This window comes from Sandaracinobacter sp. T42 (assembly GCF_059115405.1).
In genome coordinates, this window is record NZ_CM181101.1 from 1,988,835 (window position 1) to 2,011,417 (window position 22,583).

21 protein-coding genes are annotated in these 22,583 nt (G+C 65.0%); 8 read left to right on the forward strand and 13 right to left on the reverse strand.

The window, feature by feature from the left end; genetic code table 11:
- Nucleotides 1-4: 4 nt before the first annotated feature.
- Nucleotides 5-277 carry an HPr family phosphocarrier protein gene (locus ACW9TV_RS09655; protein ID WP_494303266.1) on the forward strand — a complete coding sequence of 91 codons (273 nt, stop codon included), beginning with the start codon at nucleotides 5-7 and terminating at the stop codon, nucleotides 275-277.
- A 96-nt stretch (nucleotides 278-373) separates the two neighbouring features.
- On the opposite strand, the gene bfr is transcribed toward ACW9TV_RS09655, so the two are convergent.
- Nucleotides 374-853, reverse strand: a complete 480-nt coding sequence (gene bfr / locus ACW9TV_RS09660) for a bacterioferritin (RefSeq protein WP_494303267.1) — start codon at nucleotides 851-853, stop codon at nucleotides 374-376.
- A gap of 158 nt (nucleotides 854-1,011) precedes the next feature.
- Between bfr and ileS the strand changes: the two genes are divergently transcribed.
- The 3 genes from ileS to ACW9TV_RS09675 are packed head-to-tail and all read left to right on the forward strand — an operon-like array spanning nucleotide 1,012 to nucleotide 4,767.
- Complete coding sequence (ileS, locus tag ACW9TV_RS09665; protein WP_494303268.1) at nucleotides 1,012-3,849, forward strand: isoleucine--tRNA ligase; 2,838 nt, start codon at nucleotides 1,012-1,014, stop codon at nucleotides 3,847-3,849.
- Nucleotides 3,846-4,337: a signal peptidase II gene (lspA, locus tag ACW9TV_RS09670; protein ID WP_494303269.1), complete on the forward strand. Its 492-nt coding sequence runs from the start codon at nucleotides 3,846-3,848 to the stop codon at nucleotides 4,335-4,337. The genes ileS and lspA overlap by 4 nt, the downstream gene beginning before the upstream one ends.
- Nucleotides 4,330-4,767: a DUF3035 domain-containing protein gene (locus ACW9TV_RS09675; protein ID WP_494303270.1), complete on the forward strand. Its 438-nt coding sequence runs from the start codon at nucleotides 4,330-4,332 to the stop codon at nucleotides 4,765-4,767. Before lspA ends, ACW9TV_RS09675 begins: the two co-directional genes overlap by 8 nt.
- A gap of 32 nt (nucleotides 4,768-4,799) precedes the next feature.
- Here ACW9TV_RS09675 and ACW9TV_RS09680 read toward each other — a convergent pair whose 3' ends face one another.
- The 5 genes from ACW9TV_RS09680 to hflK form a co-directional block, all read right to left on the reverse strand.
- A complete protein-coding gene (locus ACW9TV_RS09680) occupies nucleotides 4,800-6,311 on the reverse strand; it encodes a helicase HerA-like domain-containing protein (RefSeq protein WP_494303271.1) in 1,512 nt (503 codons plus the stop codon).
- A 90-nt stretch (nucleotides 6,312-6,401) separates the two neighbouring features.
- Entirely contained in the window at nucleotides 6,402-7,181 is a 780-nt protein-coding gene (locus ACW9TV_RS09685; RefSeq protein WP_494303272.1) for a PEPxxWA-CTERM sorting domain-containing protein, read from the reverse strand.
- 144 nt (nucleotides 7,182-7,325) lie between these two features.
- Nucleotides 7,326-8,909 carry a Do family serine endopeptidase gene (locus tag ACW9TV_RS09690; RefSeq protein ID WP_494303273.1) on the reverse strand — a complete coding sequence of 528 codons (1,584 nt, stop codon included), beginning with the start codon at nucleotides 8,907-8,909 and terminating at the stop codon, nucleotides 7,326-7,328.
- Between the two features lie 93 nt (nucleotides 8,910-9,002).
- Entirely contained in the window at nucleotides 9,003-9,845 is an 843-nt protein-coding gene (gene hflC, locus ACW9TV_RS09695) for a protease modulator HflC (RefSeq protein ID WP_494303274.1), read from the reverse strand.
- Nucleotides 9,842-10,963 (reverse strand): FtsH protease activity modulator HflK, encoded by a 1,122-nt coding sequence (gene hflK, locus ACW9TV_RS09700; protein ID WP_494303275.1) that lies wholly within the window; start codon nucleotides 10,961-10,963, stop codon nucleotides 9,842-9,844. Before hflK ends, hflC begins: the two co-directional genes overlap by 4 nt.
- 113 nt (nucleotides 10,964-11,076) lie before the next feature.
- On the opposite strand from hflK, the gene ACW9TV_RS09705 reads away from it, so the two are divergent.
- Entirely contained in the window at nucleotides 11,077-12,084 is a 1,008-nt protein-coding gene (locus ACW9TV_RS09705; RefSeq protein ID WP_494303276.1) for a P-loop NTPase, read from the forward strand.
- A 10-nt stretch (nucleotides 12,085-12,094) separates the two neighbouring features.
- On the opposite strand, the gene ACW9TV_RS09710 is transcribed toward ACW9TV_RS09705, so the two are convergent.
- The 3 genes from ACW9TV_RS09710 to ACW9TV_RS09720 form a co-directional block, all read right to left on the reverse strand.
- Nucleotides 12,095-13,447, reverse strand: a complete 1,353-nt coding sequence (locus ACW9TV_RS09710; protein ID WP_494303277.1) for a TldD/PmbA family protein — start codon at nucleotides 13,445-13,447, stop codon at nucleotides 12,095-12,097.
- A gap of 9 nt (nucleotides 13,448-13,456) precedes the next feature.
- Nucleotides 13,457-14,362 (reverse strand): 4-hydroxybenzoate octaprenyltransferase, encoded by a 906-nt coding sequence (gene ubiA / locus ACW9TV_RS09715; protein ID WP_494303278.1) that lies wholly within the window; start codon nucleotides 14,360-14,362, stop codon nucleotides 13,457-13,459.
- A gap of 86 nt (nucleotides 14,363-14,448) precedes the next feature.
- Nucleotides 14,449-16,224: a fatty acyl-AMP ligase gene (locus ACW9TV_RS09720; protein ID WP_494303279.1), complete on the reverse strand. Its 1,776-nt coding sequence runs from the start codon at nucleotides 16,222-16,224 to the stop codon at nucleotides 14,449-14,451.
- Nucleotides 16,225-16,364: 140 nt separating this feature from the next.
- On the opposite strand from ACW9TV_RS09720, the gene ACW9TV_RS09725 reads away from it, so the two are divergent.
- Nucleotides 16,365-16,901 (forward strand): regulatory protein RecX, encoded by a 537-nt coding sequence (locus ACW9TV_RS09725; protein WP_494303280.1) that lies wholly within the window; start codon nucleotides 16,365-16,367, stop codon nucleotides 16,899-16,901.
- Between the two features lie 82 nt (nucleotides 16,902-16,983).
- On the opposite strand, the gene ACW9TV_RS09730 is transcribed toward ACW9TV_RS09725, so the two are convergent.
- Nucleotides 16,984-17,892 carry a prephenate/arogenate dehydrogenase family protein gene (locus ACW9TV_RS09730; RefSeq protein ID WP_494303281.1) on the reverse strand — a complete coding sequence of 303 codons (909 nt, stop codon included), beginning with the start codon at nucleotides 17,890-17,892 and terminating at the stop codon, nucleotides 16,984-16,986.
- Nucleotides 17,892-18,995, reverse strand: coding sequence for a histidinol-phosphate transaminase (gene hisC, locus ACW9TV_RS09735; RefSeq protein ID WP_494303282.1), 1,104 nt, complete (start codon nucleotides 18,993-18,995; stop codon nucleotides 17,892-17,894). Before hisC ends, ACW9TV_RS09730 begins: the two co-directional genes overlap by 1 nt.
- Before the next feature lie 87 nt (nucleotides 18,996-19,082).
- Between hisC and metX the strand changes: the two genes are divergently transcribed.
- Together metX and metW are read left to right on the forward strand one after the other, a co-directional pair.
- On the forward strand, nucleotides 19,083-20,198 hold the full coding sequence (gene metX, locus ACW9TV_RS09740) for a homoserine O-acetyltransferase MetX (RefSeq protein WP_494303283.1): 1,116 nt from the start codon (nucleotides 19,083-19,085) through the stop codon (nucleotides 20,196-20,198).
- A complete protein-coding gene (gene metW, locus ACW9TV_RS09745) occupies nucleotides 20,195-20,782 on the forward strand; it encodes a methionine biosynthesis protein MetW (RefSeq protein WP_494303284.1) in 588 nt (195 codons plus the stop codon). The genes metX and metW overlap by 4 nt, the downstream gene beginning before the upstream one ends.
- Before the next feature lie 4 nt (nucleotides 20,783-20,786).
- On the opposite strand, the gene ACW9TV_RS09750 is transcribed toward metW, so the two are convergent.
- Together ACW9TV_RS09750 and ACW9TV_RS09755 are read right to left on the reverse strand one after the other, a co-directional pair.
- Complete coding sequence (locus ACW9TV_RS09750; RefSeq protein ID WP_494303285.1) at nucleotides 20,787-21,140, reverse strand: DUF3597 domain-containing protein; 354 nt, start codon at nucleotides 21,138-21,140, stop codon at nucleotides 20,787-20,789.
- 198 nt (nucleotides 21,141-21,338) lie between these two features.
- The gene (locus ACW9TV_RS09755) at nucleotides 21,339-22,520 is read right to left on the reverse strand and encodes a vWA domain-containing protein (protein WP_494303286.1); all 1,182 of its coding nucleotides are present in this window, start codon (nucleotides 22,518-22,520) and stop codon (nucleotides 21,339-21,341) included.
- Nucleotides 22,521-22,583: the final 63 nt, after the last annotated feature.

A 22,583-nucleotide genomic window follows, 5' to 3' on the forward strand; every position in this document is an offset into this window, starting at 1 on the left:
ACGGGTGAGCGCAGGGCCGGTTCTGCTTCAGATCACCAACAGGCGCGGCCTGCACGCGCGGGCCAGCGCGAAATTCGTGACGCTGGCGAGCCAGTATGATGCGACCGTCACGGTTTCCAAGGATGGGTCCGACGTGCTTGGAACGTCCATCATGGGATTGATGATGCTGGCCGCCGGCATGGGCGAAAGCATCGAGGTGCGCGCCGAAGGCCCTCAGGCGGACGAGGCGCTGTCGGCGCTCGTCGAACTGGTGAGGGGCAAGTTCGGCGAGGATTGAGGCATCAGCCCGGCCAGGCTGGCGATCAGGATCGCCGGTTCGGCCGGGCGGTTTCGGCTTGTCCGTTCGCCAAAGCTGCGCCCGGATTGCGGCTGCCTATGACCCGGCCGCTTCCGACTGGAGCTGGATGTAGTTCTGCAGCCCCTGATCGCGGATCATCTGCTGCTGCTTCTCGATGAAGTCGACATGCTCTTCCTCGGCCTCCAGGATCTCGACCAGCAGTTCGCGCGTGCCGAAATCGCGGACGCTTTCACAATAGGGGATGGCTTCCTTCAAAAGGGCCAGCGCTTCATATTCGAGGTCAAGATCGGCCTGCAGGATTTCAGTCACGTTTTCGCCGATGCGCAGTCGGTTCAGCGTCTGCAGATTGGGCAGGCCATCCAGGAACAGGATGCGTTCCACCAGCTTGTCGGCATGCTTCATCTCGTCGATCGACTCGTGATATTCATAATCGGCGAGTTTCTTCACGCCCCAGTTATCCAGCATGCGATAGTGCAGGAAATACTGGTTGATGGCCGTCAGTTCGCCCTTCAGCACCTGGTTCAGATAGTCGATGACCTTCTTGTCGCCCTTCATGGCCGCCTCATCCTGTTTGGGAAATGTGGTCGCTTTAGATGGATCAATGATAAAAGTCAAATAAATCCAGATATTTAGTTGCAAACGAATTTGCCCAGCATTCGCAATGCCGTGAAGGGTTGCGCGGGCCGCGCGATGCTCTAAAGCCTTCGCCCGCCATGACAGAGCAATTGAGGGCGGCAGATTACCGCCAGACCGTGTTCCTGCCCGAAACGGGCTTCCCCATGAAGGCGGGCCTTGCCCAGACCGAGCCGCGCCTGCTGGCGCGCTGGGCAGAGGAGGGCACGCACGACAAGTTGCGCGCGCTTCGCACCGGCGCCGTGCGCTGGATCCTGCATGATGGGCCCCCTTACGCCAACGGGGACATGCACCTGGGTCATGCACTGAACCACATCCTGAAGGATTTCGTGGTCCGCAGCCGCACGCAGATGGGCTTCGACAGCCCCTATATCCCCGGCTGGGATTGCCACGGCCTGCCCATCGAATGGCGGGTGGAGGAACTGAACCGCGAAAAGGGTATCAAGAAGGGCGAGATGGATTTCATCGCCTTCCGCCAGCAGTGCCGGGATTATGCCGCGCATTGGGTGGGGGTGCAGCGCGAGCAGCTGAAGCGACTGGGGATCTGGGGGGATTGGGAAAATCCTTATCTTACCATGAACTTCTCGTCTGAGGCTGTGATTGCATCCGAACTGATGAAGTTCGCGGAGACGGGCCAGCTCTATCGTGGCGCCAAGCCGGTGATGTGGTCCCCGGTGGAGCAGACTGCGCTCGCCGAGGCGGAAGTGGAATATGAGGACATCACCTCCACCCAGGTGGATGTGGCGTTCGAGATCGTGGAAGCGCCGAACGCGCCGGAACTGGTCGGCGCGCATGCGGTGATCTGGACGACGACGCCGTGGACGCTGCCGGTGAACCGGGCTTTGGCGTATGGGGCGGATGTCGTCTATTCGATTATTTCGATCGACGATTCTCGCTATGTTGTAGCTACAGATCTAGTAAGGCAATTCTTGTATAGAATTGGTAATCTAGAATTGGGTCGCGAACTTCCCGATTGTTATATTTCATCTAATTATTCTGGTCAGGGCGATGGAGAGATTCTGACAGTAGAAGGGCCAGGATTTTTGGGCGCGATCGCCCGCCATCCTTGGCACAAGCTCGGCGGCTTCTTCGCAGAACCGCGCCCTCTGCTGCCGGGCGATTTCGTCACCACCGATGCGGGCACCGGCCTTGTTCATATGGCGCCGGACCATGGCGAGGACGATTTCTACCTGTGCAAGGCGCACGGCATCGATCCGAAGTTCGTGGTCGGCCCCGATGGCACCTATCAGGCGGACTGGCCTGTCGTGGGCGGTCAGCATGTCTACAAGGTCAACTCGCCCGATGGCCCGGTCTGCACCGCGCTGCGTGAGGCGGGGGCGCTGCTGGCGGCATCGGCCGACTACAGGCACAGCTATCCGCACTCGTGGCGGTCCAAGGCGAAGCTGATCTATCGCTGCACGCCGCAATGGTTCGTGGCGATGGACCGTGACCTGGGCGATGGCACCACCCTGCGCGGCCGCGCGCTGAAGGCGATTTCCGACACCCGCTGGTTCCCGGCGCAGGGCGAAAACCGTATCCGCGCCATGGTGGAAGGCCGGCCGGACTGGGTGCTTTCCCGCCAGCGCGCCTGGGGCGTGCCTATCACGCTGTTCGTGAAGAAGGGCACGGGCGACTATCTGGTCGATGCCGATGTCAACGCCCGTATCGCTTCGGCCATCGCGGAGGACGGCGCCGACGCCTGGTGGACGCGCGATCCGCAATGGTTCCTGGGTGAAGCCCACAGGGCGGATGAGTATGAGCAGGTGACCGACATCCTCGATGTCTGGTTCGATAGCGGTTCCACCCACGCCTTTGTGACGGAAGCGCGGCTGCACGCCGAACAGGCCGACCTCTATCTGGAAGGCTCTGACCAGCATCGGGGCTGGTTCCAGTCCTCCCTGCTTGAATCCTGCGGCACGCGGGGCAGGGCGCCCTACAAGGGGGTGCTGACGCATGGCTTCACCCTGGACGACAAGGGCCGGAAAATGTCCAAGTCGCTGGGCAATGTCGTCGATCCGCAGAAGATCATCGGCGAGAGCGGGGTGGACGTGCTGCGGCTGTGGGTCGCCTCCACCGACACCTCGGAAGACCAGCGCTTCGGCAAGCTTTCCATGCAGACCAGCGTGGACAATTACCGTAAAGTTCGGAACACGCTGCGCTATCTGCTGGGCGCGCTGAAGGGTTACAGCGCGGAGGAAGCGGTTCCGGTGGCCGACATGCCGGAACTGGAACGCTACATCCTGTCCCGCCTGGCCGCGCTGGACGCCGAAATCCGCGCCGCGCTGGAACAACATGCCTATGCCCGGATGATGGCGGCGATCTTCAGTTTCGTGAATGTCGACCTGTCCGCCTTCTTCTTCGATGTGCGCAAGGACAGCCTGTACTGCGATGCGGCGTTCGCGCCGAAGCGCCGTGCCTATCGCACGGTGCTGGCGACCTTGTTCGACGCGCTGAACCACTGGCTCGCCCCCGTGCTGGTGTTCACGGCGGAGGAAGCGCATGAGCATCGCTGGGGCGACGGCAGTTCCGTCCACCACGGCACCTATGCGGAGATTCCCGCCATCTGGCGTGACGAGGCGCTGGAAGCGCGGTTCGACCGGCTGAGGGATCTGCGCGCGCTGGTAACGCAGGCGATCGAGCCGATGCGGCGCGAGAAGGTGGTGGGATCGTCCAACGAAGTGGCGGTCACGATCCATGCGCCCGCCGAAGACAAGGCGCTGATCGATTCCGTGAACTTCGCCGAGCTGTGCATCGTTTCATCGGTGGACGCCATCGTGGCGGATGGGGCCCCCCGCGTGGAGGCGGCCGCGAGCGACGCGGCGCGCTGCGCTCGCTGCTGGCGGCACCTGCCCGATGTGGCGGCCGAAACCGATCTCTGCGGCCGCTGTGACGAGGTTGTGGCGGAGATGGACGAATGAAGCGCTTCGCCTATGCGCTGGCGGCCTTCGTGTTCCTGGCCGACCAGCTGGTGAAATACTGGATCATGCATGTGGTGGAGCTGGAACAGCGCATCACCGTGCCCGTGCTGCCGTTCCTTTCCCTGACCTGGGTGGAAAACCGCGGCGTTTCCATGGGGATGCTGACGGCGGATACCGATGTGGGCCGCTGGATGCTGGTGGGTCTGACGGGCCTGATCGCAACCGTCGTCGCCGTGTGGATCCGCAAGGAGGCGCACTGGCCGGAATCACTGGCTCTGGGCCTGATCCTGGGCGGGGCGCTGGGCAATATCGTGGATCGGGTGCGCTTCGGCTATGTAGTGGACTTTGTGCATTTGCACTGGGGGCCCTGGTCCTTCTATGTGTTCAACATTGCCGATGCGGCGATCACGGCGGGGGTCATCATCCTGCTGTTCCGCGCGCTCATCGGCCGTTCAGACGCCAGCTCGGAAAGACTTCCCAATGCGTAGCCTGATCCTCATCGCCGCTTCTTCGATGCTGCTTACGGCCTGTGGCGGCAACGACATTGCCGACCGCAAGCGGCCCGATGAATTCGCCATCGGCAAGCAGGCCCCGCTGGTGATTCCGCCCGATTACAACATGGCCCCGCCGCGCCCCGGTGCGCCGCGCCCGATCGGTGCGGACAGCCAGCAGCAGGCGCTGGAAGCCCTGTTCGGCCCCGGCGTGCAGTTGCCACCCAAATCCCAGATCGAAAACCAGTTGCTGTCTGACGCAAAGGCCGCCCGCGTGGATTCCTCGATCCGTAGCACGGTCACCGACATGCCGGGGCAGCCCGGCACGCAGACGGTGGACAAGGGCACCTTCCTGCGTGAACTGCTGGATGCGCCCGCCGGAACCCGGAACGCGGATATCGCGAAGGTGACGGTGCCGGGCGCCTGACCGGGTCAGACTGACGGCGGCTGCTGGCCGCCTCAGCGCTTCTTGAACAATCCACCCAGGATCCCGCGCACCAGGCTGCGGCCGGCCTGCACGGCGACAGCCGTTGCGGTGGCGACGGCGACCTTCTCCATCTTGCCCATGGTGGAGTTGCGATAGGCGCGCTCGGCTGCGGCTTTTTCCTTTGCCTCCTGCGCGGCGGCCTTCTTTGCCGCGGCGGCCTCCTTCTCGGCGGATTGCGCATCGGCCTGCGCGGCGACCTTGGCCGACAGAATCTCGAAGGCGGACTCCCGGTCCACGGTGTCCTCATATTTGCCGGCGACAGGGGAGGTGCTGACGATCACCTTGCGCTCGCCGGGTTCCAGCGGGCCCACGCGCGAGGCCGGCGGACGGATGAAGATGCGTTCGACAGGGGAGGGCGCCCCATCGGGTTGCAGCACGGAGACCAGCGCTTCGCCTGTCTTCAGCTCGATGATGGCGGTTTCCACATTGATCGCCGGGTTCTGGCGGAAGGTCGTGGCGGCTGCCTTCACCGCCTTCTGGTCGCGCGGGGTGAAGGCACGCAGTGCGTGCTGAACCCGGTTGCCCAGCTGGCCGGCGATGCTTTCCGGCACGTCGATCGGGTTCTGGGTGATGAAATAGACGCCCACGCCCTTGGACCGGATCAAGCGGACCACCTGTTCCACCTTGTCCAGCAGGGCCTTGGGGGCTTCATCGAACAGTAGATGCGCCTCATCGAAGAAGAAGACGAGCTTCGGCTTGTCCGGGTCGCCCACTTCGGGAAGCTCCTCGAACAGTTCGGAGAGCATCCACAGAAGGAAGGTGGCATAGAGCTTGGGGCTGGAAATCAGCTTGTCTGCGGCCAGGATGTTCACCTGGCCCCGGCCATCTTCCGCGACCCGGATCATGTCCGTCATCACCAGCGCCGGCTCCCCGAAGAAACGGTCCCCGCCCTGTGATTCGAGGGAGAGAAGCTGCCGCTGGATAGCGCCGACGGAGGCGGAGGTGACATTGCCGTAGCGGGTTGAGAGTTCCTTCGCGTTGTCGGCGCACCAGGCCAGCATCTGCTTCAGATCCTTGAGATCGAGCAGCAGCATCCCCTGATCGTCGGCGACCTTGAAGGCGATGGCGAGTACGCCTTCCTGCGTTTCATTGAGGCCCAGCAAACGCGCGAGCAGCAGCGGCCCCATTTCGGTAACGGTGGTGCGGACAGGGTGGCCCTGTTCCCCGAACAGATCCCAGAAGACGGTGGGCGTGTCGGCATAGGCATAGGCGCCAAGGCCGATGTCGGCCGCGCGGGTCTGGAAGGGCTCGTGCAGTTTCGAAGTGGCGGAGCCAGGCAGGGCCATGCCGGCGAGATCGCCCTTCACGTCGGACAGGAAAACCGGAACCCCGGCGTTGCTGAAACCTTCGGCCAGCACTTGAAGCGTGATGGTCTTTCCGGTGCCGGTGGCGCCCGCGATCAGGCCGTGGCGGTTTGCGCGCTTCAGAACCAGCATCTGCTGGTTCGTTCCGCCCGATTGCGCGCCGATGAAGATGTCAGCCATTTCCCGATAGCCCCTGATTCCCGGATGTTATCCTATCGGTAGAGCAAATCGCGCAACCAGTGAAATGGCTGAATCCTTGAACCGCCCGGTTCAGCAGGCGATGGGACGCCTCCGGCGGGTTGCTGCCCCGACAAGCCCGAAGCCGGCGATCATCAGCGCCCAGGTGGCCGGTTCCGGTACGCCTGAAACACCGCCGCCCAAGACCGCGCTTGAACCGATCAGCCCGATTTCCGGGCCGCCGAAGAATGTGCCGCGCACATAGGATTGGCTGGAGGATTGGGGGGTAAGCTTCTCGATGGACTGGCCATAACCCCAGAGCAGCGAATCCGATGGCCCGACGGTTACATCTGCCTTCGCGAAGCCAGCGACCGGGAACCATTCGTTGCCGGCAACCAGACCAAACTGCGCGAGCACAGGGTTCCACACCGCAGCCTCCGCGGCCGCTGTACCCCACCAGCCCGCACCGAGCGAGACATAGGCGTTACCGCCGCCACTCACATAGGCCGCGAAGTCTGCCGTGTTCACGCTCTGCCCGAAATGGAAAACGGCATCATAGGCCGATGCGCTGGCCAAATCAAAAGTGGTTGCGTAGCTCACGGTCTTGCCAAGAGACTGGAACTGCGCCGTAGCCAAGCTTAGCATCGACTGGGAAACATTCCCGTTGCCAGTCAGAAGCAGATAGTTGGACCCGCCGAAAGTTGCGGCAAGGCTGTTCACGAACTGCATGGTGCCGGCGGCGTATGGTGCCTCATAGGCGTGGTTCGACAGCTGCCATTCATCGCCCGATGCGACCAGTGTTCCCGCAAAGCTGGCAGATGCAAGGCTGGCTGCGGCAGCCACAGCCGCGAAACGCGCGGACGAACCAATCATGTAATTATCCCCCAATAATGAACTTATGCAGCCTAAAAGCCCATTGACTGGAGGGCAAGGAAATTCACGAATTTTTCCGGACTGTTAACTACTTCAGTGCGAGGCACCTGCCCGGATAATGGCCCGGCAGGTGCCTCATATCGCTTACTGGACCTTCACGCCAACGAAGCGGCCCGGCGTGTTGCCGCGCTGCACGAACAGCAGCACGGTGTCGCGCCCGGCCTTGCGCGCGGCTGCCACGGCGTTTGCGGCTTCCTGCGGCGTCTTCACCGGTTGCTGGTTCACCGAAACGATGATGTCTCCGCGTTGCAGGCCTTCCTCCGCCGCGTTGGACGACGGGCTCACCTTCGCGACCACGACGCCTTGCACCGTATCCGGCAGGCGAAGCTGCTGGCGGATTTCCGGGGAGAGGGCCTGGAGCGTGAGGCCGAGCGACTTGCGCGCGGCTTCGGCACCGGGCTGGTCGCCACCGGCGCTGTCTTCCGGTTCGGTCTGTTCGGTCTGGCCCAGAAGCGAGGCTTCCGAGGGACGTTCGCTGATGGTGGCCGTCAGCGTCAGGCGCTTGCCGCCGCGAATCACCTCGATCGGCACGCGGGAACCGATGGGCGTGTTGGCGACAATGTAGGACAGGCTGGTGTCAGGCGAGACATCCTGGCCGGCCACCTTCACCACGACATCGCCCTGCTGGACGCCGGCGGCGCGCGCCGGGCCGGAGGGTTCGACCGAGGCGACGATCTCGCCCCGATCCTTGGGAAGGCCAAGCGAAGAGGCGATCGCGGGCGTCATGTTCTGGATCTGAACGCCCAGATAGCCGCGCCTCACCTTTCCGGAGGACCGCAACTGATCGATCACCGGCTTCGCCAGTTCGGACGGAATCGCGAAGCCGACGCCGACATTGCCGCCTGTGGGCGAGAAGATGGCCGTGTTCACCCCGATGACATTGCCGTTCAGATCGAACAGCGGGCCGCCGGAATTGCCCTGATTGATGGACGCATCCGTCTGGATGTAGCGATCATAGGCCCCGCCGCCTTGGATGCCGCGATGCAGGGCCGAAACGATGCCGGCCGTGACCGTGCCGCCAAGGCCGAAGGGGTTGCCGATGGCAATTGCCCAGTCGCCCACGCGCGTGCCTTCGGAATTCCCGAATTGCACATAGGGAAGATTCTGCCCGTCCACCTTCAGCAGCGCCAGATCCGACAGCGGATCACGCCCAACGACGCGGGCTGTGTATTCGCGCCGGTCCGAGAGGGTGACGGTGATGGTGTCGACCAGTTTCTGGCCGTCGCGGCCGGAAATCACATGGTTGTTGGTGACGATATAGCCATCGGGCGAGATGATGAAGCCCGAGCCGAGCGACGTGGCCTCTCGCGTGACGGGCTGTCCGTCGTCGGTCTGCTGCTCCTGGAAGCGGCGGAAGAGATCCTCGAGGTTGGTGCCGGGGCCGAATCGCGGGAAGCGGCCCACCTCGACACGCTGGGTGGTGGAGATGTTCACCACAGCGGGTTGCAGGCGGGCGGTCAGGTCCGCGAAGCTGACGGGCGCGCCGCGCGGGGGCAGGGCCTGCACCGGGCCGGTGGAAGCCGGAGCCTGCGGTGCAGGGACCTGGGCAGCAGGCGCCTGTGTGGCGGGGGCCTGAGCCAGCACGGGAATGGCGGTTGCGACGACAGCGGCAATACCGGCCGAAAGACCGGCGGTCAGGAAGCGGCTCTTGTTCGAGCTGTCTTGCACGTGTGTTACTCCAAATGTGCCTCTCACGTCCGGTTCTAGCGGTGCGGCGATTGAATGGTGGCTGAACTGTTCAATTTTGCCGCCGAACCGCGATCAACCGCCGCGCCGGCCCTGGAATTCCCGAAGGAATTCGTTGCTGGGGCTGAGGACGACATTGCTGTTTCCTTGCGCGAAACTCTTCCGGTAGGCCTCCATCGAACGGTAGAAGGCATAGAAGTCAGGGTCCTTGCCGAAGCTTTCGGCATAGACGCGCGCGGCATCGGCATCGGCTTCGGCGCGGATGATCTGCGCATTCTTCGCGCCCTGCGCGCGGATCGTCAGAGCTTCCTGCTGGCGCGCCGTGCGCATCCGTTCGAATGCGGCTTCCAGCGGGCTGCCCGGCGGAAGATCCGCGCGCTTGATGCGCACGTCGATGATTTCCGCACCATAGGCCAGCGCCGATCGGTTCACGGCAAGCTGGATCGCATCCATCGACTGGCCGCGTTCAGGCGACAGCATGGCGTCGAAGCGCTGCTTGCCCAGTTCGTTGCGAATGCGCGAGGACAGGATTCGCGACAGTTCCTGCTGAAGCCGTTCCTCGGACCCGACGGTCTGGTACATGCGCACCGGGTTCACGATGCGGAAGCGGGCGAATGCGTCCACCACAAGCCGGAGCTGGTCTGTGGACAGCACCGTCTGCGGCGGAATGTCCAGCGACATGATCCGCTTGTCCACGAAGACGGTGTTCTGGACGAACGGCGTCTTGAGGACGAGGCCGGCACCCGTCTGCCCGAACTTCTGGTTCGGCTGATAGGTATTCACCGTCGAGATGGGGCGGCCAAGCTGCAGGATGATCGCCTGCTGGTCTTCGGGCACGCGGATCACGGATACGGCCGCAAGAACGGCGAGAGCAGCGGCACCGATGCCGCCTGCGATGAGGGCGCGCTGGCTGATCATTGCTGCGCCTCCTGCGCCTGGCGGTTGCGGCGCTGCACTTCGGGCAGCGGCAGGTAGGCCTGCACGCCCGGCGATTCGATCACGGTGGTGTCCACCTTGCCGAGCACGGATTCCATCGTTTCAAGATACATGCGCTTGCGCGTCACCTCTGGTGCCAGACGATATTGTTCATAGACCTTGTCGAAGGCGGCCGTGGCGCCGGCGGCCTGTGCTTGCACCTGCTGGGCATAGGCGCGTGCCTGGTTCAGGAACTGCTGCGCATCCTGCTGAGCGGCCGACACGTCCTTGAAGGCCTCGTCGACAGCGGCGGGCGGATCCGCCTTGTTGATGTCAACGCCCTGGATCAGCACGCCCGAACCATAGGAATCCAGAATTTCCTGCACCCGTTCCCGAACCTGTTCCGCGATCGCCGCGCGTTCCGGGCCGATGGCGTTGTTCAGGGTGGAACGACCGACGATTTCGCGCATGGCGCTTTCGGTCGCGTCCCGCACGGTCGCATTCGGATCGGCGATCTGGAACAGGAAATCTTCCGCGTTCTTCACGCGCCAGCGCACGGCATAGGCGATGTTGATCACATTGCCGTCACCCGTGATCATCAGATTTTCGGTATCTCCGTCGGTCGCGCCGATCAGGTCTGTCCGGATGTCCTCGAACTCGACCTTCGTGACCTGGTCGATCGGGGCGGGCAGCTTCAGATGGAAGCCGGGGCCGCTGGTGGAGGCATATTGGCCGAAGCGGGTAACGACGGCTCGTTCCCCGGCATCGACACGATAGGCCGAGGTGCTGGCGATCAGCACCAGGGCAAGGCCACCGGCCACAAGGCCCCAGGGAATGTCGGGCATGCCGCGGCCGGTGCCGCGATTGCCGCCGCCGCCCTGGCCGCCGCCAAGGCCGCGCAGCCGTTCCTGGCTGCGGCGGATGAACTCATCGAAATCAGGGTTGCCGTTTCCGCGCGGGCGCTCTTCCGGGCCACGCGGACGGGGCGGGTCCCCCCATGGACTGCGCGGCCCGTCTCCACCCTGATTGCCGGATCCGCCAGAGGCGCCACCCCAGGGATTGCGGCGACCGCCGCCCTTGCCGCCTGAACCTTCACCGTCCTCGTTGTTCTGCCAGGGCATGTAGGCCTTTCCGTCCCCATGTTCTGTTCACATTGCTGCACCAATTTCCATCGGATTGCAGCACGTCCTGAACGGGATATAGGGGCAGGTTGAATGGAAAGCGAGGGGCGAGGATGCCAGGCCGGGACGCTGCGGAACGCGCATTGCAGGCAATCGAGGATCCGGTACGGCCCGGCAACCTGCTGGAAAGCGGCCGGGTAAGCGGGCTGGTTGTTCGCGATGAGGCAAATGCTGGCTTGGTAATGGCGGTGGGTGATCTCGCGAAGGCCGCCGCGCAGGCATTGGAATCGCGCATCGATCGCGCCCTCAAGCTGGCCGGTTTTACCTCTGTGCGCGTGATCCAGACAGCCGAACGCGGCGAAGCGCCGCGCCCTGAGGGCGGTGCCGTGCCGGGCGTTCGCCACATCATCGGTGTTGGCGCGGGCAAGGGCGGGGTGGGCAAATCCACTGTCGCCGTCGGGTTGGCGCTGGCGTTGAAACGGCGGGGGCTGAAAGCCGGGATCCTGGATGCGGACATCCAGGGACCTTCCGTGCATATCCTGCTGGGCGTGACGGACAGGGCCCGGGCGACGGCGGACAAGCGGCTGATCCCGATTGAGGCGCACGGCCTGAAGATGCTGGGCATGGGGGTGATGGCGGATCCGGACAAGGCCGTCGCATGGCGGGGCCCGATGGTTGCGGGCGCCATGGTGCAAATGGCGACTGTCGCCGATTGGGGCCAACTGGATGTGCTGGTGGTGGATCTGCCGCCCGGCACGGGCGACATCCACCTGTCTCTGGCGCAGAAGCTCGCCCCTTCGGGCGCGCTGGTCGTCACCACGCCTCAGGCGCTGGCCCGCGCCGATGCCCGCCGGGCCGTGGCCTTCTTCGAACAGCTGAAGGTGCCCGTGCTTGGCGTGGTGATGAACATGGCGGGCATGGCCATGCCGGACGGGCAGGTGGTGCACCCCTTCGGTCAGGTCCCGGCGGATGCGGGGCTTGGCGCCGAGGTGATCGCCAGCCTTCCTCTGGATCCGGCGGTCGTTACCGCATCAGATGCCGGAACGCCGATCGGGGAGGGCGCCGTGGCGAGCGGGCTGGATGCCGTCGCCGCGCGGATCGCGGCACAGCTGGGCCTGTGAACGCGTCGGCCTACTGACCGGCCACCGTCATGCCGTCGACGCGGATGGCGGGCGCGTCGGTCGCATGGCGGAATTCCAGATCATTTGCCGGGATCAGCGCCTTGAACATGTCGCGCAGGTGGCCGGCGATGGTGGCCTCGGTCACCGGTTCGGCAAGCTGGCCGTTGCGGATGCGGAAGCCGCCTGCGCCCCGGCTATAATCCCCGGTCAGCAGATTGACGCCCATGCCAATCAATTCATTGACATAAAGGCCGTCCTTTATATCCGACATAAGCTCTTCCGGGGTGTGTCGGCCCGGTTCCAGCCAGAGGTTCGAGGTGGAGACGCCCGGCGGGCCGCTGCTGCCCCGGCTAGCATGGCCAGTCGGGGCAAGGCGCAGCTGGCGGCCGGACGCGCTATCCACCAGCCATCCCGTCAGCATTCCCTTGTCCACGATGGCGCGTGGCGCGGTGGGCAGACCTTCGGCATCGAATGCGCGGGACCGCAGGCCCCGCAGACGGTGCGGATCGTCTCTGACCATGATGTCGGGGCCGAAAAGCGGCTCCTTTTCGTGCCCCAGCACGAAGCTCGTCTTGCGGGCGATGGAACTGCCGCTGATCGCACCCAGAAGATGCCCGATCAGGCTGGCGGAAACCCGGCGGTCGAAGATCACCGGCATCTGGCCGGTCGGCGCCTTGGCGGGGTTCAGCCGGGCCAGAGTGCGCTCGGCGGCGCGGCGCCCCACGGCGGCCGGCGATTCGAGATCGGTGAGATGGCGGGCCTGATGCCACTCATAGTCGCGCTGCTTGTCCGCCCCCTCTCCGGCGATCACCACCGCCGAGGTGGAGACGGAGGTGCCGCGCGCCGCGCCGCGGAAACCATGCGAAGTGGCGAGTGCCGAGACGCTGAGGCCCGCGCTGGCGGAGCCGCCCTCGCTGTTGGTGATGCCCGGCACCGCGCGGGCTGTGTCTTCGGCTTCCAGCGCCATGGCTTTCAGCTGCTCGGGGCCAAGTGCCTCTGCCGTGGGATCGAACAGATCGAAATCCGCGAAGGGGCCGCTGGCCAGAAGTTCGGCCGGGGCAAGGCCCGCGAATCTATCCTCAGTCGCTTCGCGGGCCATGGCGATGGCGCGTTCAACCGCTTCGGAAAGGGCGGCCTTCGAGAGATCCGAGACGGAAACCTGCGCCGACCGTGCGCCAACGAACAGGCGCAGGCCGATCTCCTCGCCTTCGGAGCGGCCGATATCTTCCAGTTGGCCGAGCCGGACGCCGATCCCCAGCGAGGATTCGCCGAAGTAGACGGCGTCGGCGGTATCCGCGCCGGCCTTCCGGGCGAGGGAAAGCAGGAAATCAAGGCGTTCAAGCGCCGCTTCTGGACTGAGCATGACGTCGATTTAGGCGGCGCGGAGGATGGCGGCAAGCAGGATGGGCAACAGCAGCAGCCCGCCCGCAAGCTGGTTGGCGCGGAAACGGCGCAGGGATGAGCCGACATCGGCAGGATCGAGCGTGAGCGCCTGCCAGCCCAGATGAAAGGCCGCCGGCAGTAGGCCTGCGAGTGGCAGGAGGCTTCCTGTCCAGCGCCACAGCCCCGCCGAGAGCAGGCCGATCGTGAGGGCGTAGAACACAGCGATCCCGGCCTTGAGGCGCGGCCCGAGCGCCCGGGCCGAAGATTTGACGCCGGCGAGCGCGTCATCCTCCACATCCTGGGCGGCGTAGATGCTGTCATAGCCGAGCGTCCAGGCAACGGCCGCCGCATAGGTGAGCAGCATCACAGGCATTTCCGCCCTGAGCGCCGGTTCGGCCGCCGCCCAGCCGACGGGCACGCCCCAGTTGAATGTGAGCCCGAGCCAGGCCTGCGGCCACCAGGTGATGCGCTTCATGAACGGGTAGGCCGCCACCAGCAGCAGCGAGCCGAGCGCGACCAGTTGGGCTGCGAAGGGCAGAGCGAGAAGAACCAAAAGGCCGATAAGGGACAGGAGGATCAGGAAGGTCCAGGCGGATGACAGCGGGATCGCGCCGCTGGCGACGGGCCGGCCCGCGGTGCGGACGACCTTCGCATCCAGATCGCGGTCCACGATGTCATTGTAGACGCATCCGGCGGCGCGCATGGCGATACTGCCGATCAGGAACAACGGCCACCAGCGCCACCACCCAGCCGGAGGGCTGAGGAAGGCGCCGAACAGGCAGGGCCAGAACAGCAGCCAGATGCCGGCCGGCCGGTCGAACCGGGCTAGGCGCGCATAGAGCGCCGCGCGCGGCGGCAGGCGATCGACCCAGTTGGGAAGGGCATCGGGCGTCATGCGACCCGCCATAGGCCAAGGGGACCGCCCTTGTCAGCAAGACCCGGGAAAGGAGAACCGCGAAAGACGAGCGCCCGCTGCTGCCGCTAGGCGGCGACGTCGAACGGGACGATTTCGCCCGACAGATAGAGCTGGCGGGCCTTAACCCGGCTGAGCTTGCCGGACGAGGTGCGGGGGAGCGTGCGCGGCGGCACCAGTTCCACCACGCAGTTCATGCCGGTGATGGCGCGAACCTTGGTGCGGATCGCCTCCTTCAGGCGGGCGCGCTCGTCCGTATCGGTGGTGCGGCACTGCACGAGCACGGCGGGCGCTTCTTCCCCCTGGGGGGTGGTGATGGAAAAGGCGGCGATGTCGCCGGCCTTGAAGCCTTCGAGCTGTTCGATCGCCCACTCGATATCCTGCGGCCAGTGATTCTTGCCGTTCAGGATGATCATGTCCTTGGCGCGGCCCACGATGAAGATGTGACCATCCACCAGATAGCCCATGTCGCCGGTGTCCAGCCAGCCATCGGGGGACAGGCAGGCGGCGGTCGCTTCGGGATCGCGGAAATAGCCCTGCATGATCCCTTCGCCCTTCACCAGCACGCGGCCGATCTGCCGGTCGGGGAGGGGGTTGCCGTCTGAATCGCGGATTTCGATGGTGAGGCCATGGACGGCCACGCCGCAATCGACGATCGCTCGGTAGCGGACGGGTTTGGAAGGATCTGAAGGACCATTTGCAAGTCCTTCTCCAGCAAGTTTTTTCTCGTCAACAAGATCGCAGACGATGCCTTGCCCCACTGGCGAGACCGAGACGGCGAGCGTGGCCTCTGCAAGGCCATAGCTGGGTGTGAAGGCTTCGGCGCGGAACCCGGCCGGCGCGAAGGCATCCACGAAGGCCTGGCAGATATCCGGACGGATCATGTCCGCGCCGTTGCCGGCGATGCGCCAGCGGGAAAGATCGAAGCGGCCTTCCACGTCTGTCTGGGTGGAAACGCGACGGGCGCAGATGTCGTAGCCGAAGGTCGGCGAATAGGAGAGGCTGTTGCCCGGATTGCGGCTGATGAGCGTGAGCCAGCTGAGCGGGCGGCGGGCGAAATCATCGGTCGCGATGAAATCGACCGACAGCTGCACTGCCATGGGCGAGAGGAAGGTGCCGACAAGCCCCATGTCGTGATACCAGGGCAGCCAGCTGATGCCGCGATCCCCGACGGCGAGCTTCATGCTGAGGGCGTGGCCCGTCAGGTTCGTCATGACGGCGCGGTGCGTGACGGCGACACCGTGCGGGAAGCGGGTGGAGCCGCTGGAATATTGCAGATAGGCAATGGCGTCGGGGTTGGCGGGCGGAAGCTCTGCCGCCGGGGCGGGCAGGGCTTCGAACTCGCGCCAGCCCAGTGCGGTTGAAAGCCCTTCGGCCGCTTCGGCGAACATGGGCTTCAGGCTGTCTGGCCCCAGCACCAGAATCGGATCGCAGCTGGAAAGCTGGACACGGATCTGTTCCACATAGGCCTGGCGGCCGCCGAAGCTGGTCGGCAGCGGCAGCGGCACAGGCAGCACGCCGGCATAGAGGGCGCCATAGAAGGCGGCGGCAAATTCCGCGCCCGTTTCCGCGATCAGCGCCACGCGTTCGCCCGGCTTAACACCATGGGCGATCAGGCGCAGCGCATTCGCACGGGCGTCTTCCCTGAGTTGCGAATAGGGGTAGGCCCGCTGGAGATTGGCACGCGCATCGTAGAAGTTATATCCGGTCGCGCCCGTGGCGGCATAATCCAGCGCTTCTGTCAGCGTGGTGTATCGGCCGGTCACGAAGGGGATTCCGGACAGCAGCGGGGTCGGCGTCAGTCCGGCAGGGGCCGGCGATCGGTTGGCGTCGTCCACAGTCATTACAGCTCGGGCCTCTTCCAGGGCAGCAGGCGTGCGACTTACCGAATTCGCGCATAGCACGGTTAACGGCAGCCTGCACTTGCGCAGATGAACCCCAGACTGGTTCAAAACAGGCCCGAACTGTGGCAGCAAGGTGGCAAATGGGCCCCGACAGACGCGCCAAAGGGCCACGCAAGCCCCCGCCCCCGCTGGATCAGCCGGCGCTGGAGGCGATTGCGCTGCGTTATCTGGAGCGATTCCAGACCAGCCGCGCCCGGCTGCTGCGACTTCTGAACCAGAAAATCCGCCAGCGGGGCTGGAAAGAGGATGTCGCGCCGCCCGATCCGGACGCGATTGCGGACCGGATGGTGGCACTGGGCTATGTGAATGATGCGGCCTTTGCCGAGGCGCGGGTACGCGGGCTTTCCCGGCGCGGCATGGGGGCAGGGCGGCTTCGGGCGGCGCTGAGCGCCCACGGAATCGATGCCGGCACGCGGAGCGCCGTGCTGGAAGGCCATGATCCATGGGCGGCCGCTGTTGATTTTGCCCGGCGCAGGCGGCTTGGCCCGTTTGGCCCGCCCCACGACGATCCGAAGCTGAAGGCGCGGCAACTGGGGGCCTTTGCGCGGGCGGGGCATCCGCATGGACTGGCGCAGCGAATCCTGGCCGCCGGAAGCGAGGAGGAGCTGGAGGCCTGAGAGCCGTTCAGCTTTGCACATGTTTCCCACTGCCTTCGCTAAAGGGGTGACTGCCGATCCAGCCCCCTTGATAGGCGAAGCCTCAGTGCTGGCGGCCGAAATCCGGGTCCGGTGTATCCTGCCCGGCATCGATGATCGCACGGCGGATGTCCCGGCTGCTGGCGAAGCGCTGGAACAGGGCATCGCCTTCGCCCCAGCGGATGGCGCGTTGCAGCACGGCCAGATCCTCGCTCACGCGGCCCAGCACTTCCAGCACGGCGTCCCGGTTGGTCAGGAACACGTCTCGCCACATGGTCGGATCGGAGGCGGCGATGCGGGTGAAATCGCGGAAGCCGCCGGCGGAATATTTGATCACTTCACCCCTTGTGACACCTTCCAGATCGGCGGCGGTGCCCACGATCGAATAGGCGATCAGGTGCGGAATATGGCTGGTCACGGCCAGCACCAGATCATGGTGGCGCGGTTCCATCCGATCGACCTTCGAGCCCAGCCGCGCCCAGAATTCGGACAGGCGGGCGACGGCCGCTTCATCGGCGCCGGGCGGCGGTGTGATGATGCACCAGCGGCCTTCGAACAGCGTGGGGAAGCCGGCATCGGGGCCGGATCGTTCGGTGCCAGCCACAGGGTGGGCGGGGATCAGATGCACGTCGGCCGGCATCAGCGGGGCCAGCGAATCGAGCACGATCTGCTTGGCGGACCCGACATCCGAGACGACCGCGCCGGCGGAAAGATCCGCAGCGATTTCCGCACCAACGGCTGCAAAGGCCCCCAGCGGGACAGCCAGGACCACCAGATCGGCATCGACGACCGCGGCACCGGGCGTATCCGTCACATCATCCACAAGGCCCAGTTCCCGCACGCGTTCGCGCACGCCTGCATCGGCATCGGTGCCGGTGATCCGCACTGTCGGCATGTGCAGACGGATGGCGCGCGCCAGGCTAGAGCCGATCAGGCCCATGCCGATGATCGAGACACGCGCGAACGGCAGCATCAGGCGCTGGCCGCGATATCGTTCAGGGCTCCGATCACGCCGCCGGTTTCATCCGCCGTGCCGACGGAAATGCGAACCGCGTGCGGCAGGCCCTGACCGGGCAGCCAGCGGGTGAGGAACCCGCGTTCGGCCAGGCCTTTGTGCACCAGTTCGGCTGTCAGCGGGCCGGTTTCGGGGCAGATCATCAGCACGAAATTGCCTTCGGACGGTATGGCGCGAAAGCCCTTGTTGCCCAGCCGCTCGATCGCATCGGACAGGCGCGTGCGCTGTTCCCGGTTCCAGGCGCGGCAGCGGGCGACGAAATCCTGATCGTCCAGCGCGGCTTCCGCCGCCGCCAGCGCGGGGACGGAGATGGGGAAGGGCGCACGAACCCGATTCAGTTCCCGGATGATGGCCGCAGGGCCGGTGGCCCAGCCCACGCGCAGGCCGCCCAGGCCATAGATCTTCGAGAAGGTGCGGGTGACGAGGACATTGTTCGTCGTCTGTGCAAGGGCGAGCCCGCCATCCGGATCCGCCTGATCCAGATATTCGGCATAGGCCTGGTCCACCACCAGCAGCACGTCGCGGCGAAGGCCAGCGTGCAGGCGGGCGACTTCGCTGGCCGGGATCATCGTGCCGGTCGGGTTGTTCGGGTTCGCCAGAAAGACGATGCGGGTGTCTTCGCGGACAGTCCCGAGGATGGCGTCCACGTCGGCGGCATAGTCCGCATCCGGGGCGGCCAGCGGTTCCGCGCCGGCGCGCCGGGCGGCGATTGGATAGACCATGAAGCCATGGTTCACATGCACCACGCTGTCGCCCGGCTTGCAGTAGATCATCGGCAGCAGCTGAAGAATCTCGTCCGAGCCGGTGCCGCAGACGACGAGATCCGGGTTGAGACCGTGCAGTTTCGCGATCTTCCGGCGCAGCACCTCGGCCGAGCCGTCCGGATAGCGGTGGCTGCCGGCGGCTGCCTCCTTCACGGCCTCGATCGCGAGCGGGCTGGCGCCCCAGGGGTTCTCATTGGAGGAGAGCTTCACCGGGCTGGCGTGGCCGCCGCCCTTCGCCGAGCCGGGAACATAGGCCTGGATCGCGGAGATCCACGGATTGGGAACGGGTGCAATCATGGGCGAAGCCGTTAGGCGCGTGGGCTGCGGGGGGCAAGTGCAGGGCGGCTTTGCCAGCGGCGGGCCGCGCTGCTACGCGCGGCATCCGTGTCGTCCAAAGTCGCCCATACCCATGTCCGCCTGCCGCAGGATCTGCCGCTCGTTTCCGGGCAGGTGCTGCCGCGCCCTGCTGTCGCCTATGAAACGCTGGGTGAGCTGAACGCCGACAGGTCCAACGCGATCCTGATCTGCCACGCGCTGACGGGCGACCAGTATGTGGCGAGCCGCCATCCGCTGACGGCAAAGCCCGGCTGGTGGACCCGCATGGTGGGGCCGGGGCTGCCGATCGACCCTGAGCGGCACTTCATCATCTGCTCCAACGTGATCGGCGGCTGCATGGGCAGCGAAGGGCCCGCCAGCCCGCATCCGGAAGATGGCGCCCCATGGGGACTGCGATTCCCGGTGATCACGATTGCGGACATGGTCCGCGCGCAGGCCGGGCTGCTCGATTCGCTTGGGGTGGGCACCCTGCTTGCGGTGGTGGGCGGCTCAATGGGCGGGATGCAGGCGCTGCAATGGGCGGCCAGCTATCCGCACCGGGTGCGATCCGTGGTGGTCATCGCCAGCGCCGCGCGGCACAGCGCGCAGAACATCGCCTTCCACGAAGTGGGGCGGCAGGCCATCATGGCCGATCCGAAGTGGAAGGGCGGGGCCTATGGCGCGGGCGAGGGGCCGACGAAGGGCCTGGCCGTCGCGCGGATGGCGGCCCATATCACCTATCTGTCGGAAGCGGGGCTGACGGCGAAGTTCGGCCGCCACCTGCAGCAGGGCACGGCGAAAAGCTTCGGCTTCGATGCGGATTTCCAGATCGAATCCTATCTGCGTCACCAGGGAATGAGCTTCGTCGACCGGTTCGATGCCAACGCCTATCTCTACATCACCCGGGCGCTCGATTACTTCGACCTGGCCGAGGATTATGGCGGGCAACTGGCGCAGGCATTCGCCCAGACCCAGGCGCGCTTCTGCGTGATCTCGTTCGATACCGACTGGCTGTATCCTACCGCCGAATCGAAACGCATCGTGCAGGCGCTGGTGGCGGCCGGGCGGCATGCGAGCTTCGTGGAGCTGACAAGCCCGTTCGGCCATGACGCCTTCCTTCTGGATACGCCCGGGCTGAACGACGTGGTGGACGGGTTCCTGAAAGCGGTGGAGCAGACGGCATGAACGGGCTGACCGTGAGGCTTCGCCAGGTGGCGGAGCAGATTCCGGCCGGCGCATCTGTGCTTGATGTGGGCTGTTCCGATGGCCGGCTGCTGGCCTGGCTGCGCGATGTGAAGCAGGTGGACGGTCGCGGAATCGAGCTGGACCCCGTGCGAGTGGCGGCGGCCGTGGGGCGCGGGCTATCGGTGGTGCAGGGGGATGCGACAAGCGACCTTGCGGTTTTTCCGGATCAGTCCGTCGACTATGCGATCCTGTCCGAAACGTTGCAGGCGATGGAAGCGCCGCACCGGGTGCTGGCGGAACTGGTGCGGATCGGGCGGCGCGCCGTCGTCGCCTTCCCGAATTTCGGTTTCTGGCGGGTGCGGGCGCATCTGCTGCTGAAGGGCCGGATGCCTGTGACGCGGACGCTGCCGGTCAGCTGGTACGAAACCGAGAATATCCACTTCTGCACGATCGACGATTTTCGTGCGCTTGCCGCCGATATGGCCCTGACGATCGAGCGCGAGGCCTATCTGGCGGGGGAGAAGCGGATCGGCGCGTGGCCCAACCTGAGGGCGGACCACGCGCTGTTCGTGCTGAGACGCTGATCCGTCAGACGGTGGCGGTCGCCAGCTTTTCCATCACCTTCTTGTGCAGCCAGATGTTCATTTCCGCGCTGCCGTCGAGTGCGCCGGTATAGCCGAGATCCGTCGCCAGTTCCTTGCGGGCGGCCAGCGAGCTGTCCATCCCGACGAGCTTCATGAGATCGACAATGGAGGTCTTGTAGTTGGAGGGCTGGCCGCGCTTCTGCGCCATGTAGGCCAGCGTTTCCTCCAGATCGACAGGTTGCGGCTTGGGCGGCGGCGGCGTGGCGGCGGCGGGCGCGGGCGGCGCCTTCTTCACGGCGATTTCCTTCGCCTCGTCGCTGCCGAAGATCGCATCCTTCAAGGTCGAGAACAGCCCCATGTCTTCCTCCATTTGCGCGTGCAGGACCCAAGATTTGGCCGTCTCCGCCGCGCGGTGCAAGCGCAATTCGCGGGATCGCGGGGTTGATGCCCTATTGCTGGCGCTGCCTGTCATGTCGTTTCAGGCAGGCGGCGATGGCCTGCAGCACGGGCTGGCCGGTGCGTTCGGCGCCAGCGGGCAGGGGGGATTTCGGCTTATTCAGCGACTGCGGGAGAGTTCCCGCATCGCGCGGTCGAGTCCGTCCAGAGTCAGCGGGAACATGCGGCCTTCCATCAGCGTCCGGATCATCTGGATCGACTGGCTGTGGCCCCAATGCTGTTCGGGGATCGGATTCAGCCAGGCAGCCGAATGATAGACACCGGTGAGGCGCTTCATCCACACTTCACCCGCCTCTTCGTTCCAATGCTCCACGGAGCCGCCGGCATAGTTGATTTCATACGGGCTCATGGACGCGTCGCCGACGAACAGAAGCTTGTAATCATGCGGGAATTTGTGAAGCACATCGAAGGTGGGCGTGCGTTCCGACCAGCGGCGCTTGTTGTCTTTCCAGACCGCCTCATAGGGGCAGTTGTGGAAGTAGAAATATTCCAGATGCTTGAATTCCGTCCGCGCGGCGGAGAACAGCTCTTCCATCACCTTCACATGCGGATCCATCGAACCGCCGACATCCAGGAACAGCAGCAGTTTCACGGCATTGTGCCGTTCGGGTCGCATCACGATGTCCAGATACGCCTTGCGAGCGGTGCCCTTGATGGTTGCGTCCAGGTCCAGTTCGTCCGCAGCGCCTTCGCGGGCGAATTTCCGCAGGCGCCTGAGCGCCACCTTGATGTTGCGGGTGCCAAGCTCGACTGTTGAATCCAGATTCTTGAAGTCGCGTTTGTCCCAGACCTTCAGGGCCTTGCCCTGGCGGTTCTTGTCCTGCCCGATGCGGACCCCTTCGGGGTTGTAGCCGTTGGCGCCGTAGGGTGATTTCCCCGCCGTGCCGATCCACTTGTTGCCGCCTTCGTGGCGCTTCTGCTGCTCCTCGAGACGCTTCTTCAGCGTCTCCATGATTTCATCCCATGAGCCGAGCGACTTGATCTCGGCCATCTCCTCGGGCGTGAGGTAGAGCTCGGCGAGTTTCCGCAGCCATTCTTCGGGAATTTCCACCGTGCCCGTGTCGATGGTGGTATCAAGGCCCTTGAAAACCTTCCCGAAAACCTGATCGAACCGGTCGAGAAGGCCTTCATCCTTCACATAGATGGCGCGCGACAGATAATAGAATTCCTCGACGCGATTTTCGATGACGCCTTCCTGCATCGCCTCCAGCAGCATCAGATGCTCTTTCAGCGAGGCCGGGATCTTCGCGGCGCGCAATTCGTCCAGAAAGTGAAGGAACATGTGCGCAGCCTAAGCGTTCGGGCGCGCCGGGGCCAGCCCGCCAAATGCGGCAGGGGGCGGGCG

Coding starts and splice junctions, on each gene's coding strand:
- bfr (WP_494303267.1), bottom strand. CDS start 853: ATGAAGGGCGACAAGAAGGTCATCGACTATCTGAACCAGGTGCTGAAG.
- ileS (WP_494303268.1), top strand. CDS start 1,012: ATGACAGAGCAATTGAGGGCGGCAGATTACCGCCAGACCGTGTTCCTG.
- lspA (WP_494303269.1), top strand. CDS start 3,846: ATGAAGCGCTTCGCCTATGCGCTGGCGGCCTTCGTGTTCCTGGCCGAC.
- ACW9TV_RS09675 (WP_494303270.1), top strand. CDS start 4,330: ATGCGTAGCCTGATCCTCATCGCCGCTTCTTCGATGCTGCTTACGGCC.
- ACW9TV_RS09680 (WP_494303271.1), bottom strand. CDS start 6,311: ATGGCTGACATCTTCATCGGCGCGCAATCGGGCGGAACGAACCAGCAG.
- ACW9TV_RS09685 (WP_494303272.1), bottom strand. CDS start 7,181: ATGATTGGTTCGTCCGCGCGTTTCGCGGCTGTGGCTGCCGCAGCCAGC.
- hflC (WP_494303274.1), bottom strand. CDS start 9,845: ATGATCAGCCAGCGCGCCCTCATCGCAGGCGGCATCGGTGCCGCTGCT.
- hflK (WP_494303275.1), bottom strand. CDS start 10,963: ATGCCCTGGCAGAACAACGAGGACGGTGAAGGTTCAGGCGGCAAGGGC.
- ACW9TV_RS09705 (WP_494303276.1), top strand. CDS start 11,077: ATGCCAGGCCGGGACGCTGCGGAACGCGCATTGCAGGCAATCGAGGAT.
- ACW9TV_RS09710 (WP_494303277.1), bottom strand. CDS start 13,447: ATGCTCAGTCCAGAAGCGGCGCTTGAACGCCTTGATTTCCTGCTTTCC.
- ubiA (WP_494303278.1), bottom strand. CDS start 14,362: ATGACGCCCGATGCCCTTCCCAACTGGGTCGATCGCCTGCCGCCGCGC.
- ACW9TV_RS09720 (WP_494303279.1), bottom strand. CDS start 16,224: ATGACTGTGGACGACGCCAACCGATCGCCGGCCCCTGCCGGACTGACG.
- ACW9TV_RS09725 (WP_494303280.1), top strand. CDS start 16,365: ATGGGCCCCGACAGACGCGCCAAAGGGCCACGCAAGCCCCCGCCCCCG.
- ACW9TV_RS09730 (WP_494303281.1), bottom strand. CDS start 17,892: ATGCTGCCGTTCGCGCGTGTCTCGATCATCGGCATGGGCCTGATCGGC.
- hisC (WP_494303282.1), bottom strand. CDS start 18,995: ATGATTGCACCCGTTCCCAATCCGTGGATCTCCGCGATCCAGGCCTAT.
- metW (WP_494303284.1), top strand. CDS start 20,195: ATGAACGGGCTGACCGTGAGGCTTCGCCAGGTGGCGGAGCAGATTCCG.
- ACW9TV_RS09750 (WP_494303285.1), bottom strand. CDS start 21,140: ATGGGGCTGTTCTCGACCTTGAAGGATGCGATCTTCGGCAGCGACGAG.
- ACW9TV_RS09755 (WP_494303286.1), bottom strand. CDS start 22,520: ATGTTCCTTCACTTTCTGGACGAATTGCGCGCCGCGAAGATCCCGGCC.